Origin of the sequence: Rhizobium sp. R339, assembly GCF_002211395.1 — a bacterium.
Lineage (GTDB): Bacteria > Pseudomonadota > Alphaproteobacteria > Rhizobiales > Rhizobiaceae > Rhizobium.
Map to the genome: position 1 here is coordinate 385,772 of NZ_LOKV01000024.1, position 17,374 is coordinate 403,145.

Here is a 17,374-nt window from a genome sequence, read left to right on the forward strand (position 1 = left end):
TACGGGTGGAGATAAAAATGGCGGCACGTTGGTACATCGTCCACGCGTATTCCAATTTTGAAAAGAAGGTGGCTGAGGACATCGAGAACAAGGCTCGCCAGAAGGGGCTTGAGCACCTGTTCGAGAAGATTCTCGTGCCGACCGAAAAGGTGGTGGAAGTGCGTCGCGGCCGCAAGGTCGACAGCGAGCGCAAATTTTTCCCGGGTTATGTCCTTGTTCGCGCCAATCTCACGGACGAGGCTTACCACCTGATCAAGAATACGCCGAAGGTCACCGGTTTCCTCGGCTCAGACAATAAGCCCGTTCCGATTCCGGATTATGAAGCCGAGCGCATTCTCGGCCAGGTCCAGGAAGGTGTCGAGCGGCCGAAGGCGTCCATCACCTTCGAGATCGGCGAGCAGGTCCGCGTTTCCGACGGCCCGTTCGCTTCGTTCAACGGCACGGTTCAGGATGTGGACGAAGAGCGTTCGCGCCTGAAGGTAGAGGTGTCGATCTTCGGCCGCGCAACGCCGGTCGAACTGGAATACGCACAGGTCGAGAAGGTCTGATTGCAGAATTGGAAGCTGGCCCTTGCGGCCTGTTTCCTGCGGACCTTGTCCGCACCGCGTGGAAGGTGAGGGGTCTTAGCCGGACCCTAATGATCCGCACCACGCAACCGCAGCCGCCGGAGCGATCCGGCATCACGGGCCGGGCAACCGGCCGTTCATGAAAGGCAGAGAGATATGGCTAAGAAAGTTGCGGGCCAGCTCAAGCTTCAGGTCAAGGCAGGATCGGCAAACCCGTCCCCGCCGATCGGCCCGGCGCTTGGTCAGCGTGGCATTAACATCATGGAATTCTGCAAGGCGTTCAATGCCGCCACGCAGGAAATGGAAAAGGGTATGCCGATTCCGGTCGTCATCACCTATTACCAGGACAAGTCCTTCACCTTCGCTATGAAGCAGCCGCCGGTCAGCTACTGGCTGAAGAAGGAAGCGAAGATCACGTCCGGTTCCAAGACCCCGGGCAAGGGCGCAAAGGCCGGTACCCTCACCAAGGCTCAGATCAAGACGATCGCCGAAGCCAAGATGAAGGACCTGAACGCAGCAGATATCGAAGGTGCAATGGCGATGATCGAGGGCTCTGCCCGCGCCATGGGCCTGGAAGTGGTGGGTTAAGACCATGGCAGGCAAGCGCACTCAGAAGATCAACGAAGGTGTTGATCCGACCAAGCTCTACGCTCTGACGACCGCCATCGGCATGGTCAAGGAGCGGGCTGTCGCCAAGTTCGACGAAACCATCGAAGTTTCGATGAACCTCGGTGTTGACCCGCGTCATGCGGACCAGATGGTTCGCGGCGTCGTCAACCTGCCGAACGGCACCGGCCGTACGGTTCGCGTCGCCGTCTTCGCTCGTGGCGCCAAGGCTGATGAAGCCAAGGCGGCCGGCGCAGACGTTGTCGGTGCAGAAGACCTCGTTGAAATCGTCCAGGGCGGCAAGATCGATTTCGATCGCTGCATCGCCACTCCCGACATGATGCCGCTCGTCGGCCGTCTCGGTAAGGTACTCGGCCCGCGCGGCATGATGCCGAACCCGAAGGTCGGCACCGTCACCATGGATGTCGCCGGAGCCGTCAAGGCTTCCAAGGGCGGCGCCGTCGAGTTCCGCGTCGAAAAGGCTGGCATCGTCCACGCCGGCATCGGCAAGGCCTCCTTCGATGCCAAGGCTCTGGAAGAAAACATCCGCGCTTTCGCCGACGCCGTCATCAAGGCAAAGCCGGCTGGCGCCAAGGGCAACTACGTCAAGCGCGTCGCGATCTCCTCGACCATGGGTCCGGGCGTAAAGATCGAAGTCGGCTCGGTCACCGCGGCCGCGACTGCATAAGTTTCGTCGGGCTTTGGCCTGATAACAAGAATTCCGGCCTCGCAAGGGGCCGGGATATTCCGGAGAAATCCGGAATCCTGTCCGAGATTGCAGGTGGTTTTCCCTTAATCACTTTGCCTGCATGAGACGGGTAAGACCCGAATTGCATGAAGTTCTGCTTCTAGGAAATCGGTTCGAGCCTTGGATGCCTTGTGCCTTCCTTGCCTTAAGTGGCGCGGAGCGCGAGGGGACAGGATCCTCAAGCGTCGCTTGGGATCTCTTTTGATCCCGGGAGGCAAAGGCAACCCGGTGGGTCCGTTCAAACGGTCCCGCCAACTGGAGATAGGCAGTGGAAAGAGCGGAAAAGCGCGAATTCGTCACGGAACTGAACGATGTCTTCAAGGCATCGGGCTCGGTTGTCGTGGCCCACTATGCTGGTGCTACAGTCGCACAGATGAACGATTTTCGTTCGAAGATGCGCGCTGCTGGCGGCACCGTCAAAGTCGCGAAGAACCGCCTGGCCAAAATTGCCCTTCAGGGTACGGAAGCGGAAGGGATCTCCGATCTCTTCAAGGGTCAGACCCTCATTGCTTACAGCAATGATCCGATCACCGCTCCGAAGGTCGTCATGGATTTCGCCAAGACCAACGACAAGATCGTGGTTCTCGGCGGCGCCATGGGCACGACAACGCTGAACGCCGAAGGTGTCAAGTCGCTTGCGACCCTGCCTTCGCTGGACGAACTGCGTGCGAAGCTGCTGGGCATGATCCAGACACCGGCTACCCGCATCGCAGGCGTTGTTGCAGCACCGGCAAGTCAGCTTGCTCGCGTGTTCTCGGCCTACGCCAAGAAGGACGAAGCCGCTTAAGGCGGTTTTTCGCTGTACATACTCAACAGTTCGAACCGAACAAAAGGAACTAGAAAATGGCTGATCTCGCAAAGATCGTTGAAGACCTCTCCTCTCTGACCGTCCTGGAAGCTGCTGAGCTTTCCAAGCTGCTCGAAGAAAAGTGGGGCGTTTCCGCCGCTGCTCCGGTAGCTGTTGCTGCCGTTGCTGGTGGTGCAGGCGGCGCAGCTGCTCCGGCTGAAGAAGAAAAGACCGAGTTCGACGTCATCCTCACGGATGCCGGCGCAAACAAGATCAACGTCATCAAGGAAGTCCGCGCCATCACCGGTCTCGGCCTCAAGGAAGCCAAGGACCTCGTCGAAGGCGCTCCGAAGGCTGTCAAGGAAGGCGTTTCCAAGGCTGAAGCCGCTGACATCAAGAAGAAGCTCGAAGACGCTGGCGCCAAGGCCGACGTCAAGTAAGCTTGAACTGCTTTTGGGGGGTGGCGTTTGCCGCCTCCCATTTGCCGTTTTTCTGAACGAATTACCCAAAAGCCGCGTCAAAACGGCTTTTGGGTAATGGGTTCTTCAAAAGGATAGTCTCGCACCGAGGGCAGCACAGCAATCCGAGCTGAGCGTTTTCGGGAGTCGGACGAGATTGAACTACCCATTGATTGACGGGGTCGACTGGCCATCGGTTCCCGTCCGTTGCAGGCCCGGGTGCAAGATTTTGAAGGAGCGACGATGGCTCAGACCCTTTCGTTCAACGGTCGCAGGCGCGTACGCAAGTTTTTTGGTAAGATCCCCGAAGTCGCGGAAATGCCGAACCTCATCGAGGTTCAGAAGGCGTCCTACGACCAGTTTCTGATGGTTGAAGAGCCGAAGGGCGGCCGGCCCGACGAGGGTCTTCAGGCAGTCTTCAAGTCGGTTTTCCCGATCACCGATTTCTCCGGCGCTTCGATGCTGGAATTCGTATCCTATGAGTTCGAGCCGCCGAAATTCGACGTTGACGAATGCCGCCAGCGCGACCTGACCTATGCCGCGCCGCTGAAGGTGACGCTGCGCCTCATCGTGTTCGATATCGATGAGGATACGGGCGCGAAGTCCATCAAGGACATCAAGGAACAGTCCGTCTACATGGGCGACATGCCGCTCATGACCAACAACGGCACGTTCATCGTCAACGGCACCGAGCGCGTCATCGTCTCGCAGATGCACCGTTCGCCGGGCGTCTTCTTCGACCATGACAAGGGCAAGAGCCATTCTTCCGGTAAGCTGCTCTTTGCTGCGCGCGTCATTCCCTATCGCGGCTCCTGGCTCGATATCGAATTCGACGCCAAGGACATCGTCTACGCCCGTATCGACCGCCGCCGCAAGATTCCGGTGACGTCGCTGCTGATGGCGCTCGGCATGGACGGCGAGGAAATCCTCGACACCTTCTACACGAAGTCGCTCTACAAGCGCGACGGCGAAGGCTGGCGCATTCCCTTCAAGCCGGAAACGCTGAAGGGCGCCAAGGCAATCACCGAGATGGTCGATGCCGATACCGGCGAAGTCGTCGTGGAAGCCGGCAAGAAGCTGACCCCGCGCCTGCTGCGCCAGCTGTCCGACAAGGGCCTGAAGGCGCTGAAGGCCGGCGATGACGACCTCTACGGCAATTACCTCGCCGAAGACATCGTCAATTATTCGACGGGTGAGATCTATCTCGAAGCCGGCGACGAGATCGATGAGAAGACGCTTGGCATCATCCTGTCGAACGGTTTCGACGAAATCCCGGTTCTCGGCATCGACCACATCAATGTCGGCGCCTATATCCGCAACACGCTTTCGGCAGACAAGAACGAGAACCGTCAGGACGCTCTGTTCGATATCTACCGCGTCATGCGTCCGGGCGAACCGCCGACCATGGAATCGGCCGAAGCCATGTTCAACTCGCTGTTCTTCGATGCGGAGCGTTACGACCTCTCCGCCGTCGGCCGCGTCAAGATGAACATGCGCCTCGACCTCACCGTCGAAGACACCGTCCGCATCCTGCGCAAGGACGACATCCTGGCCGTGGTCAAGATGCTGGTCGAACTGCGCGACGGCAAGGGCGAGATCGACGACATCGACAACCTCGGCAACCGCCGCGTTCGCTCGGTCGGCGAGCTGATGGAGAACCAGTACCGTCTCGGTCTGCTCCGCATGGAGCGCGCGATCAAGGAGCGCATGTCCTCGATCGAGATCGATACGGTCATGCCGCAGGATCTGATCAACGCCAAGCCGGCTGCTGCCGCCGTGCGCGAGTTCTTCGGCTCCTCGCAGCTCTCGCAGTTCATGGACCAGGTCAACCCGCTCTCGGAAATCACCCACAAGCGCCGTCTTTCGGCTCTTGGCCCGGGCGGTCTGACTCGCGAGCGCGCCGGCTTCGAAGTCCGCGACGTGCATCCGACCCATTACGGCCGCATCTGCCCGATCGAAACGCCGGAAGGCCCGAACATCGGTCTCATCAACTCGCTTGCGACCTTTGCCCGCGTCAACAAGTACGGCTTCATCGAAAGCCCGTATCGCCGCATCGTGGACGGCAAAGTGACGAACGACGTGCTCTACCTCTCCGCCATGGAAGAGGCGAAGTATTACGTCGCTCAGGCCAACGCCGAGATGAACCCCGACGGTTCTTTCGTTGACGAATTCGTCGTCTGCCGCCATGCCGGCGAAGTTATGCTGGCGCCTCGCGACAGCATGAACCTGATGGACGTTTCGCCGAAGCAGGTCGTTTCGGTCGCAGCCGCGCTCATCCCGTTTCTGGAAAACGACGACGCCAACCGCGCGCTCATGGGCTCGAACATGCAGCGTCAGGCCGTGCCTCTGCTGCGTGCCGAAGCTCCGTTCGTCGGCACCGGCATGGAGCCGGTCGTCGCCCGTGACTCCGGTGCCGCCATCGGCGCTCGCCGCGGCGGCGTGGTCGACCAGGTCGACGCGACTCGTATCGTTATCCGCGCCACGGAAGACCTCGAAGCCGGCAAATCAGGCGTCGATATCTACCGCCTGCAGAAGTTCCAGCGTTCGAACCAGAACACCTGCGTCAACCAGCGTCCGCTGGTCACCGTCGGTGACGTCGTCAACCGCGGCGACATCCTCGCCGACGGCCCGTCGACCGATCTCGGCGACCTGGCGCTCGGCCGCAACGCGCTCGTCGCGTTCATGCCCTGGAACGGCTACAACTACGAAGACTCGATCCTGCTCTCCGAGCGCATCGTTGCCGACGACGTGTTCACCTCCATCCACATCGAAGAATTCGAAGTGATGGCGCGTGACACCAAGCTTGGCCCTGAGGAAATCACCCGCGACATTCCGAACGTTTCGGAAGAAGCGCTGAAGAACCTCGACGAAGCCGGCATCGTCTATATCGGCGCCGAAGTTCAGCCGGGCGATATCCTCGTCGGCAAGATCACGCCGAAGGGCGAAAGCCCGATGACGCCGGAAGAAAAGCTTCTGCGCGCCATCTTCGGCGAAAAGGCCTCCGACGTGCGCGATACCTCCATGCGCATGCCGCCCGGCACCTACGGCACGATCGTCGAAGTTCGCGTCTTCAACCGCCACGGCGTTGAGAAGGACGAGCGCGCGATGGCGATCGAGCGCGAAGAGATCGAGCGCCTTGCCAAGGACCGCGACGACGAGCAGGCCATCCTCGACCGTAACGTCTACGGCCGTCTGATCGACATGCTGCGCGGCCAGGTCTCCATTGCCGGTCCGAAGGGCTTCAAGAAGGGCACCGAGCTTTCGAACGCCGTCGTCTCCGAATATCCCCGCTCGCAGTGGTGGATGTTCGCCGTCGAGGACGAGAAGGTTCAGAGCGAGCTGGAAGCGCTTCGCGGCCAGTACGACGAATCCAAGTCGCGCCTTGAGCAGCGCTTCATGGACAAGGTCGAGAAGGTCCAGCGCGGCGATGAAATGCCTCCTGGCGTCATGAAGATGGTCAAGGTCTTCGTCGCTGTGAAGCGCAAGATCCAGCCGGGCGACAAGATGGCCGGCCGCCACGGGAACAAGGGCGTGGTCTCGCGCATTGTGCCTGTCGAGGATATGCCGTTCCTCGAAGACGGCACGCATGTCGACGTCGTTCTGAATCCGCTCGGCGTGCCTTCGCGCATGAACGTCGGCCAGATCCTGGAAACGCACCTGGGCTGGGCTTGCGCCGGCATGGGTCGCCAGATCGGCGAATTGATCGAGGCCTACAAGGCGAACGGCAACATCGAGCCGCTGCGTAAGACCATCGGCGATGTCGTCGGGGACGGTCCGAAGGCCGAACAGGTCCAGGATTTCGACGATGACTCGGTTCTGCGTCTCGCCGATCAGTGGAAGCGCGGCGTTTCGATTGCAACGCCTGTTTTCGACGGCGCAAACGAAGGCGATGTCAACGACATGCTGCGTCTGGCAGGTCTGAAGGATACCGGTCAGTCGACGCTCTATGACGGCCGTACCGGCGAGCAGTTCGACCGCCAGGTGACCGTGGGCTACATCTACATGCTGAAGCTCAACCACCTGGTCGACGACAAGATCCATGCCCGCTCGATCGGTCCTTACTCGCTCGTGACCCAGCAGCCGCTAGGTGGTAAGGCGCAGTTCGGCGGTCAGCGCTTCGGCGAAATGGAAGTCTGGGCGCTCGAAGCTTACGGCGCAGCCTATACGCTGCAGGAAATGCTGACGGTGAAGTCGGACGATGTCGCCGGCCGCACCAAGGTCTACGAGGCGATCGTCCGTGGCGACGACACCTTCGAGGCCGGCATTCCGGAAAGCTTCAACGTTCTCGTCAAGGAAATGCGCTCGCTGGGTCTTTCGGTCGAGCTGGAGAACTCCAAGGTTGACGACCTGCAGGCTGCAAGCCAGCTGCCGGACGCTGCCGAGTAACCACTTGATAGGGTGTGCGCTCTTAAAAGGGCGCACACCGTTCCCGCCAAGGCCCCGTAACGTGTCGGCCGGGCAGGGACGCTTTTGCCGCATTCTGCGGTTATCGTCGTTTTATGCGATGGCGCGGCTCCCGGGATTTGCCGCCAACCTCGCAAGCTAAGGGCGCTTTCGCCCATGAAGGAGACAGGCATGAACCAAGAGGTCATGAATCTTTTCAATCCGCAGGTGCCTGCACAGAATTTCGATTCCATTCGGATTTCGATCGCGTCTCCGGAGAAGATCCTCTCCTGGTCCTACGGTGAGATCAAGAAGCCGGAAACCATCAACTACCGCACGTTCAAGCCAGAGCGTGACGGTCTGTTCTGCGCGCGCATCTTCGGGCCGATCAAGGACTACGAGTGCCTGTGCGGCAAGTACAAGCGCATGAAGTACAAGGGCATCATCTGCGAAAAGTGCGGCGTCGAAGTCACGCTGTCGCGCGTTCGCCGTGAGCGCATGGGCCATATCGAGCTCGCCGCGCCGGTTGCTCATATCTGGTTCCTGAAGTCGCTGCCGAGCCGTATCTCCACGCTGCTCGACATGACGCTGAAGGATGTCGAGCGCGTTCTCTACTTCGAAAACTACATCGTCACCGAGCCGGGCCTGACCGCGCTCAAGGAGCATCAGCTCCTCTCGGAAGAAGAGTACATGCTCGCCGTCGACGAATATGGTGAAGACCAGTTCACGGCGATGATCGGTGCAGAAGCCATCTACGAGATGCTCGCATCGATGAACCTCGAAAAGATCGCTGGCGACTTGCGCTCCGAGCTTGCCGACACGACGTCGGATCTCAAGCAGAAGAAGCTGATGAAGCGCCTGAAGATCGTCGAGAACTTCATGGAATCAGGCAACCGCCCGGAATGGATGATCATGAAGGTCGTTCCGGTCATCCCGCCGGATCTGCGCCCGCTGGTTCCACTCGACGGCGGCCGTTTCGCGACCTCGGATCTGAACGATCTGTACCGCCGCGTCATCAACCGTAACAACCGTCTGAAGCGCCTCATCGAACTGCGCGCTCCCGGCATCATCATCCGCAACGAAAAGCGCATGCTGCAGGAATCTGTCGATGCGCTGTTCGACAACGGCCGCCGCGGCCGCGTCATCACCGGCGCCAACAAGCGTCCGCTGAAGTCGCTGTCCGATATGCTGAAGGGCAAGCAGGGCCGCTTCCGCCAGAACCTGCTCGGCAAGCGCGTCGACTATTCCGGCCGTTCGGTCATCGTCACCGGTCCGGAACTGAAGCTGCACCAGTGCGGCCTGCCGAAGAAGATGGCGCTCGAGCTCTTCAAGCCGTTCATCTACGCCCGCCTCGACGCCAAGGGTTATTCCTCGACCGTCAAGCAGGCCAAGAAGCTGGTCGAAAAGGAAAAGCCTGAGGTCTGGGATATCCTCGACGAGGTCATCCGCGAGCATCCGGTTCTCCTGAACCGCGCACCGACGCTGCACCGCCTGGGCATCCAGGCCTTCGAACCCACCCTGGTCGAAGGCAAGGCGATCCAGCTGCATCCGCTCGTCTGCACAGCCTTCAACGCCGACTTCGACGGTGACCAGATGGCCGTTCACGTGCCGCTGTCGCTCGAAGCCCAGCTCGAAGCCCGCGTGCTGATGATGTCGACCAACAACATCCTGCATCCGGCCAACGGCGCGCCGATCATCGTTCCCTCGCAGGACATGGTTCTCGGCCTCTATTACCTGTCGATCCTCAACCAGAACGAGCCGGGTGAAGGCATGGCCTTCTCCGATCTCGGCGAGCTGCATCACGCGCTTGAAAACAAGGTCGTGACGCTGCACACCAAGATCCGCGGCCGCTTCAAGTCGATCGGCGAGGACGGCAAGCCCTACTCGAAGATCTATGAGACGACGCCTGGCCGTCTGCTCATCGGCGAACTCCTGCCGAAGAACGGCAAGGTGCCCTTCGATATCTGCAACCAGGAAATGACCAAGAAGAACATCTCCAAGATGATCGACACGGTCTACCGCCATTGCGGCCAGAAGGACACGGTCATCTTCTGCGACCGCATCATGCAGCTCGGCTTCGCCCATGCCTGCCGCGCCGGCATTTCGTTCGGCAAGGACGACATGGTCATTCCGGCCACCAAGGCGAAGATCGTTGCCGACACCGAAAACCTGGTGAAGGAATACGAGCAGCAGTACAATGACGGCCTCATCACCCAGGGCGAGAAGTACAACAAGGTTGTCGACGCCTGGGGCAAGGCGACCGAAAAGGTCGCCGAAGAGATGATGGCCCGCATTAAGGCGGTCGAATTCGACGAGAACACCGGCCGTCAGAAGCCGATGAACTCGATCTACATGATGAGCCACTCCGGCGCCCGCGGTTCTCCGAACCAGATGCGCCAGCTGGGCGGCATGCGCGGCCTCATGGCCAAGCCGTCGGGTGAAATCATCGAGACGCCGATCATCTCGAACTTCAAGGAAGGTCTGACCGTCAACGAGTACTTCAACTCGACGCACGGTGCCCGTAAGGGCCTGGCAGATACGGCTCTGAAGACCGCCAACTCCGGTTACCTGACCCGCCGTCTCGTCGACGTCGCGCAGGATTGCATCGTCACGCATGTCGATTGCGGAACCGAAACCGGTCTGACGATGACGGCGATCGTCGATGCCGGCCAGGTCGTCGCCTCGCTCGGCGCCCGCATCCTCGGCCGCACGGCGCTCGACGACATCGATCATCCGGTCACCGGCGAGCGTATCGTCGATGCCGGCAAGATGATCCTCGAGCCTGATGTCATCGAGATCGAGAAGGCCGGTATCCAGTCGATCCGCATCCGCTCGGCGCTGACCTGCGAAATCCAGACGGGTGTCTGCTCTGTCTGCTACGGCCGCGACCTCGCGCGCGGTACGCCTGTCAACATGGGCGAAGCCGTCGGCGTCATCGCCGCTCAGTCGATCGGCGAGCCGGGAACCCAGCTCACCATGCGTACTTTCCACCTTGGCGGTACGGCAACCGTGGTCGACCAGTCGTTCCTGGAAGCTTCGTACGAAGGTACGGTGCAGATCAAGAACCGCAACTTGCTGCGCAACTCCGAAGGCAGCCTCGTTGCCATGGGCCGCAACATGACCGTCCAGATCCTGGACGAGCGTGGCGTGGAGCGCTCCTCGCAGCGCGTCGCCTACGGTTCGAAACTGCACGTCGACGAAGGCGACAAGGTCAAGCGCGGTCAGCGTCTGGCGGAGTGGGATCCTTACACCCGTCCGATGATGACGGAAGTGGCCGGTACCGTTCAGTTCGAGGACCTCGTCGACGGTCTCTCCGTTCTCGAAGCGACCGACGAATCGACCGGCATCACCAAGCGTCAGGTCATCGACTGGCGTTCGACCCCGCGTGGTTCGGACCTCAAGCCGGCGATCGTCATCAAGGACGCCAGCGGCAATGTCGCCAAGCTGTCGCGTGGCGGTGACGCCCGCTTCCTGCTCTCGGTCGATGCCATTCTGTCGGTCGAGCCGGGTACGAAGGTCTCCCAGGGTGACGTTCTCGCTCGTTCGCCGCTCGAAAGCGCCAAGACCAAGGACATCACCGGCGGTCTGCCGCGCGTTGCCGAACTGTTCGAGGCCCGCCGTCCGAAGGATCACGCCATCATCGCTGAGATCGATGGTACGATCCGCCTCGGCCGCGACTACAAGAACAAGCGTCGCGTCATCATCGAGCCGGCGGAAGACGGTGTCGAGCCTGTCGAATACCTGATCCCGAAGGGCAAGCCCTTCCATCTTCAGGACGGCGACTATATCGAAAAGGGTGATTACATCCTCGACGGTAACCCGGCTCCGCACGACATCCTGGCGATCAAGGGCGTGGAGGCTCTGGCTTCCTACCTCGTCAACGAAATCCAGGAAGTCTATCGTCTGCAGGGCGTCGTCATCAACGACAAGCACATCGAAGTGATCGTCCGTCAGATGCTGCAGAAGGTGGAAATCACCGACGCCGGCGACTCGACCTACATCGTCGGCGACAATGTCGACCGGATCGAGCTCGAGGACGTCAACGACCACCTGATCGAACAGGGCAAGAAGCCTGCCCACGGCGATCCGGTTCTGCTCGGCATCACCAAGGCGTCGCTGCAGACCCCGTCCTTCATCTCGGCCGCGTCCTTCCAGGAAACGACCAAGGTGCTGACGGAAGCCGCGATTGCCGGTAAGACCGATGGCCTGCAGGGTCTGAAGGAAAACGTCATCGTCGGCCGCCTCATCCCGGCCGGCACCGGCGGCACCATGACCCAGATCCGCCGCATCGCCACTTCGCGCGACGAGCTGATCCTGGAAGAGCGCCGCAAGGGCACCGGGGCAGCGGTTGCCACGCCGATGCTGCAGGACATGGCCGAAAACGCTCCGGCTGCGGAATAATCCGCAGCTGAGGTCCGCGAATTGAAAAACCGCCCGGAGCGATCCGGGCGGTTTTCGTTTCTGCTGTTCTCTGATTGATCTTGGGGGAGGGAGGCGTTTCCTGCCTGCGGCTGGTTTCGCCGAGCGTCTCTCAGTTGAACCGGATGATCGCGACCTCGCCGTCGACGGCGCCCTGATAGGCCGAGGCGTGCGGCTCTTCGGCCGGAATTTCGGTCAGCATGCCGATCTGGTCGAGATCGGCCTCGATGAAGCCTTCTTCGGCAAGGGCGTTCAGAGCTTCGCGCACGGCCGTGTCGTCATCGGGCGCCTTCAGCAGGATGTGCAGATCGATGCCATCGCTGGAATCGGACTCATAGCCTTTGCCGATGATGATGAAGATCATCGGCCCGTCGAAATTATTGTCGTTGTCAGGTGTCGTGATCATCGCCTGTCCTTCGGTTCTGAGATTCGCTTTGTCGAATCCGCTGAGAGGACCTAACGCCGCAATTGCTGATTCCTTAACCGCTTTTGCTGCAAGGCCCAAGGTTTTATCTTGGCGCACGCTCCTGAATGCGTCTAGAAGAGTGAAAACAGGGCGTTCTGCCCGCATATCAAGGTGATGCGGCCAAGTTTATTTCTTAACCGGCCTTGACGAGAGGGGTGGAAACCAGTAGTACCCCGGCCATCAGATCCCATGTGAGGCTTGGCTGTTCGGAGCGACGCGCTCTGAAGTTCACCTCAAACAAGGTTCTAAACGCACGTTGAAGTCATGATGCTGCACGCATGACGCATCATTTTATGCGTCCTCTGCTCCTTGTGGTCCATCTGCGGAAGCGGATCGGGCCATATTTTGCGCATTGGACGGAAAGCATGCGTCATTGCCGGAGACGGCGAGTTCAAGCCCGCAAGGGTACTGAGATAAACGTAAGGGATGGTTGAATGCCTACCGTAAACCAGCTGATCCGCAAGCCTCGCCAGGCGAACGTAAAGCGTAATAAGGTTCCCGCTCTCCAGGAGAACCCGCAGAAGCGCGGCGTTTGCACGCGCGTCTACACGACCACGCCGAAGAAGCCGAACTCGGCTCTGCGTAAGGTCGCAAAGATCCGCCTGACCAACGGCTTCGAAGTCATTGGTTACATCCCCGGCGAAGGTCACAACCTTCAGGAACACTCGGTCGTCATGATCCGCGGCGGCCGCGTCAAGGACCTTCCGGGTGTCCGCTACCACATCATCCGCGGCGTTCTCGATACCCAGGGTGTCAAGAACCGCAAGCAGCGCCGCTCCAAGTATGGCGCGAAGCGTCCGAAGTAATTCGGGTTTCGAATAATTCGGCGCTGCGCGAGGTCCTCCGCGTGATGAAGCGCCTTAACGGTTGAAGAGACGAAAAGTATGTCCAGACGTCATAAAGCAGAAAAGCGCGAGATTAATCCGGATCCGAAGTTCGGCGATCTCGTGGTCACCAAGTTCATGAATGCCATCATGCTCGATGGCAAGAAGTCCGTTGCTGAAAACATCGTCTATGGTGCGTTCGACGCCGTTCAGGGTAAGTCCAAGCAGGAGCCGCTATCGGTTTTCCATTCTGCGCTCGACAACATTGCCCCGCACGTTGAAGTCCGCTCGCGCCGTGTCGGTGGTGCGACCTACCAGGTTCCGGTCGATGTTCGTCCGGAGCGCCGCCAGGCTCTCGCCATTCGCTGGCTGATTGCCGCTGCCCGCAAGCGCAACGAAACCACCATGATCGACCGCCTGTCCGGCGAACTGCTCGATGCGTCCAACAACCGCGGCTCTGCCGTCAAGAAGCGCGAAGACACGCACAAGATGGCTGATGCCAACCGCGCGTTCTCGCACTATCGCTGGTAATTCCGAACGGTATCGAAAGGCAGTCCACAATGGCTCGCGAATATAAGATCGAAGACTACCGCAATTTCGGTATCATGGCGCACATCGACGCCGGCAAGACCACGACCACCGAGCGTATCCTTTACTACACCGGCAAGTCGCACAAGATCGGCGAAGTCCACGACGGTGCAGCCACCATGGACTGGATGGAGCAGGAGCAGGAGCGTGGCATCACGATCACGTCTGCTGCCACCACGACCTTCTGGAAGGGCCGTGACGGCAAGATGCGCCGTTTCAACATCATCGACACCCCCGGCCACGTCGACTTCACCATCGAAGTCGAGCGTTCGCTGCGCGTTCTCGACGGTGCGATTGCTCTTCTCGATGCCAACGCCGGCGTAGAGCCGCAGACGGAAACCGTCTGGCGTCAGGCTGAGAAGTACAACGTTCCGCGTATGATCTTCTGCAACAAGATGGACAAGACCGGTGCGGACTTCTACCGTTCGGTCGAGATGATCAAGACCCGTCTGGGTGCGATCGCTGTCGTCATGCAGCTGCCGATCGGCGCTGAAAGCGATTTCAAGGGCGTTATCGACCTCGTCGAGATGAACGCTCTCATCTGGCGCGACGAATCTCTCGGCGCCCAGTGGGACGTCGTCGAGATCCCGGAAGACATGAAGGCCAAGGCGGAAGAATATCGCGAAAAGCTGATCGAGACGGTCGTCGAGATCGACGAAGCCGCGATGGAAGCCTACCTCGAAGGCAACATGCCCGACAACGACAAGATCCGCGAACTCGTTCGTCGCGGCACGATCGACGTCAAGTTCCATCCGATGTTCTGCGGCACCGCTTTCAAGAACAAGGGCGTTCAGCCGCTGCTCGACGCCGTTGTCGATTACCTGCCGTCGCCGCTCGACATTCCGGCGATCAAGGGCATCGACTTCAAGACCGAAGCCGACATCGAGCGTCACGCAGACGACGCCGAGCCGCTTTCGATGCTGGCGTTCAAGATCATGAACGACCCCTTCGTCGGTTCGCTCACCTTCGCACGCATCTACTCCGGCAAGCTCGAAAAGGGCTCTTCGGTTCTGAACACGGTCAAGGACAAGCGCGAGCGCGTCGGCCGCATGCTGCAGATGCACTCCAACTCGCGTGAAGACATCGAAGAAGCCTTTGCAGGCGACATCGTTGCTCTCGCAGGTCTCAAGGAAACCACCACCGGCGATACGCTCTGCGACCCGCTGAAGCCGGTTATTCTCGAGCGTATGGAGTTCCCGGAGCCGGTCATCCAGATCGCTATCGAGCCGAAGTCCAAGGGCGACCAGGAAAAGATGGGCCTCGCGCTCAACCGCCTGGCAGCAGAAGATCCGTCCTTCCGCGTGAAGACGGACCAGGAATCCGGTCAGACGATCATTGCCGGCATGGGCGAACTGCACCTCGACATCATCGTCGACCGCATGCGCCGCGAGTTCAAGGTTGAAGCAAACGTCGGCGCGCCGCAGGTTGCTTACCGCGAAACCATCACGCGCCAGCACGAAGAAGACTACACGCACAAGAAGCAGTCCGGCGGTACCGGCCAGTTCGCGCGCGTCAAGATCGTCTTCGAACCGAACCCTGAAGGCGATGACTTCAAGTTCGAATCCAAGATCGTCGGTGGTGCTGTTCCGAAGGAATACATCCCGGGCGTTCAGAAGGGAATCGAGAGCGTTCTGTCTTCCGGCCCGCTGGCTGGCTTCCCGATGCTGGGCGTTAAGGCGACCCTCATCGACGGCGCCTTCCATGACGTTGACTCCTCGGTTCTGGCGTTCGAAATCGCTTCCCGCGCTTGCTTCCGTGAAGCTGCGAAGAAGGCCGGTGCTCAGCTCCTCGAGCCGATGATGAAGGTCGAAGTCGTTACCCCGGAAGATTATGTCGGCGATGTTATCGGCGACCTCAACTCCCGCCGTGGTCAGATCCAGGGTCAGGAAAGCCGCGGTGTGGCCGTTGTCATCAACGCCAACGTCCCGCTGGCCAACATGTTCAAGTACGTCGATAACCTGCGCTCCATGTCGCAGGGCCGTGCTCAGTACACGATGACCTTCGATCACTACTCGCCGGTCCCGTCGAACGTCGCAACCGAAATCCAGGCAAAGTATTCCGGTCAGAAGTGACCGGAATACCAATTGACCGATAACAAGAATTAGCTCCCCTCGGGGACTAGCAAAACGGAGAGCCGAAAATGGCAAAGAGTAAGTTTGAGCGCAACAAGCCGCACGTCAACATTGGCACGATCGGCCACGTTGACCACGGCAAGACGTCTCTGACGGCAGCGATCACGAAGTACTTCGGTGAGTTCAAGGCGTACGACCAGATCGACGCGGCTCCGGAAGAGAAGGCGCGCGGCATCACGATCTCGACGGCGCACGTTGAGTATGAGACGCCGAACCGTCACTATGCGCACGTCGACTGCCCCGGCCATGCCGACTACGTGAAGAACATGATCACCGGTGCTGCCCAGATGGACGGCGCGATCCTGGTTTGCTCGGCTGCCGACGGCCCGATGCCGCAGACGCGCGAGCACATCCTGCTGGCCCGCCAGGTCGGCGTTCCGGCGATCGTCGTGTTCCTCAACAAGGTCGACCAGGTTGACGACGCCGAGCTTCTCGAACTCGTCGAGCTCGAAGTTCGCGAACTGCTGTCGTCCTACGACTTCCCGGGCGACGACATTCCGGTCGTCAAGGGTTCGGCGCTTGCCGCTCTCGAAGACTCCGACAAGAAGATCGGCGAAGACGCGATCCGCGAGCTGATGGCCGCTGTCGACTCCTACATCCCGACGCCTGAGCGTCCGGTTGACCAGCCGTTCCTGATGCCGATCGAAGACGTGTTCTCGATCTCGGGCCGCGGCACCGTGGTGACCGGCCGCGTCGAGCGTGGCATCGTCAAGGTCGGCGAAGAAGTCGAGATCGTCGGCATCCGTCCGACCTCGAAGACGACGGTGACCGGCGTTGAAATGTTCCGCAAGCTGCTCGACCAGGGTCAGGCCGGCGACAACATCGGCGCACTGGTTCGCGGTGTGAACCGTGACGGCGTCGAGCGTGGTCAGATCCTGTGCAAGCCGGGTTCGGTCAAGCCGCACAAGAAGTTCATGGCTGAAGCCTACATCCTGACGAAGGAAGAGGGCGGCCGTCATACGCCGTTCTTCACCAACTACCGTCCGCAGTTCTACTTCCGCACGACCGACGTGACGGGCATCGTGACGCTGCCGGAAGGCACGGAGATGGTCATGCCGGGCGACAACGTCACGGTTGCCGTCGAGCTGATCGTTCCGATCGCGATGGAAGAAAAGCTGCGCTTCGCCATCCGCGAAGGCGGCCGCACCGTCGGCGCCGGTATCGTCGCTTCGATCGTCGAGTAATTCCTTCGGCCACTCCGGCGGAGTGGCCGATTCGATGACATTATTATGAAGCAGGCGGCGGAAGCCGCTTGCTTATTACACAGAAATATAGCAAATGGCGCGCGAGCGCGATTTGCGTACTGCTTTGGATGACGAAGCGGTGACTAAACAAACAATTAAGGTGGGCTAGAAGGCCCTGAAGACTGGATAGGGTTCCGTTTCGGCGCCCTCTCG

General features: G+C 60.1%; 12 protein-coding genes. 11 read left to right on the forward strand and 1 reads right to left on the reverse strand.

Going from position 1 to position 17,374, the window contains the following annotated elements:
• Positions 1 to 17: 17 nt before the first annotated feature.
• The 7 genes from nusG (at position 18) to rpoC (ending at position 11,949) form a co-directional block, all read left to right on the forward strand.
• Positions 18 to 548 carry a transcription termination/antitermination protein NusG gene (gene nusG, locus ATY76_RS24725; protein WP_004669067.1) on the forward strand — a complete coding sequence of 177 codons (531 nt, stop codon included), beginning with the start codon at positions 18 to 20 and terminating at the stop codon, positions 546 to 548.
• A 174-nt stretch (positions 549 to 722) separates the two neighbouring features.
• Positions 723 to 1,154, forward strand: a complete 432-nt coding sequence (gene rplK / locus ATY76_RS24730; protein WP_009985507.1) for a 50S ribosomal protein L11 — start codon at positions 723 to 725, stop codon at positions 1,152 to 1,154.
• A gap of 4 nt (positions 1,155 to 1,158) precedes the next feature.
• Positions 1,159 to 1,860 carry a 50S ribosomal protein L1 gene (gene rplA, locus ATY76_RS24735; protein WP_088677315.1) on the forward strand — a complete coding sequence of 234 codons (702 nt, stop codon included), beginning with the start codon at positions 1,159 to 1,161 and terminating at the stop codon, positions 1,858 to 1,860.
• Between the two features lie 328 nt (positions 1,861 to 2,188).
• Positions 2,189 to 2,707: a 50S ribosomal protein L10 gene (gene rplJ / locus ATY76_RS24740; RefSeq protein ID WP_088677316.1), complete on the forward strand. Its 519-nt coding sequence runs from the start codon at positions 2,189 to 2,191 to the stop codon at positions 2,705 to 2,707.
• A gap of 56 nt (positions 2,708 to 2,763) precedes the next feature.
• Positions 2,764 to 3,147 (forward strand): 50S ribosomal protein L7/L12, encoded by a 384-nt coding sequence (gene rplL / locus ATY76_RS24745; protein ID WP_004669074.1) that lies wholly within the window; start codon positions 2,764 to 2,766, stop codon positions 3,145 to 3,147.
• Between the two features lie 261 nt (positions 3,148 to 3,408).
• Positions 3,409 to 7,551 (forward strand): DNA-directed RNA polymerase subunit beta, encoded by a 4,143-nt coding sequence (gene rpoB, locus ATY76_RS24750; protein WP_088677317.1) that lies wholly within the window; start codon positions 3,409 to 3,411, stop codon positions 7,549 to 7,551.
• Between the two features lie 189 nt (positions 7,552 to 7,740).
• Complete coding sequence (gene rpoC / locus ATY76_RS24755; RefSeq protein WP_088677318.1) at positions 7,741 to 11,949, forward strand: DNA-directed RNA polymerase subunit beta'; 4,209 nt, start codon at positions 7,741 to 7,743, stop codon at positions 11,947 to 11,949.
• 130 nt (positions 11,950 to 12,079) lie between these two features.
• On the opposite strand, the gene ATY76_RS24760 is transcribed toward rpoC, so the two are convergent.
• Positions 12,080 to 12,373: a transcriptional regulator gene (locus ATY76_RS24760; protein WP_088677319.1), complete on the reverse strand. Its 294-nt coding sequence runs from the start codon at positions 12,371 to 12,373 to the stop codon at positions 12,080 to 12,082.
• Between the two features lie 494 nt (positions 12,374 to 12,867).
• On the opposite strand from ATY76_RS24760, the gene rpsL reads away from it, so the two are divergent.
• The 4 genes from rpsL (at position 12,868) to tuf (ending at position 17,161) form a co-directional block, all read left to right on the forward strand.
• Positions 12,868 to 13,239 carry a 30S ribosomal protein S12 gene (rpsL, locus tag ATY76_RS24765; protein WP_003547537.1) on the forward strand — a complete coding sequence of 124 codons (372 nt, stop codon included), beginning with the start codon at positions 12,868 to 12,870 and terminating at the stop codon, positions 13,237 to 13,239.
• Between the two features lie 78 nt (positions 13,240 to 13,317).
• A complete protein-coding gene (rpsG, locus tag ATY76_RS24770) occupies positions 13,318 to 13,788 on the forward strand; it encodes a 30S ribosomal protein S7 (RefSeq protein ID WP_004669085.1) in 471 nt (156 codons plus the stop codon).
• A gap of 29 nt (positions 13,789 to 13,817) precedes the next feature.
• Positions 13,818 to 15,917: an elongation factor G gene (fusA, locus tag ATY76_RS24775; RefSeq protein ID WP_088677320.1), complete on the forward strand. Its 2,100-nt coding sequence runs from the start codon at positions 13,818 to 13,820 to the stop codon at positions 15,915 to 15,917.
• A gap of 68 nt (positions 15,918 to 15,985) precedes the next feature.
• Positions 15,986 to 17,161 carry an elongation factor Tu gene (gene tuf / locus ATY76_RS24780; RefSeq protein WP_088677281.1) on the forward strand — a complete coding sequence of 392 codons (1,176 nt, stop codon included), beginning with the start codon at positions 15,986 to 15,988 and terminating at the stop codon, positions 17,159 to 17,161.
• Positions 17,162 to 17,374 lie beyond the last annotated feature (213 nt).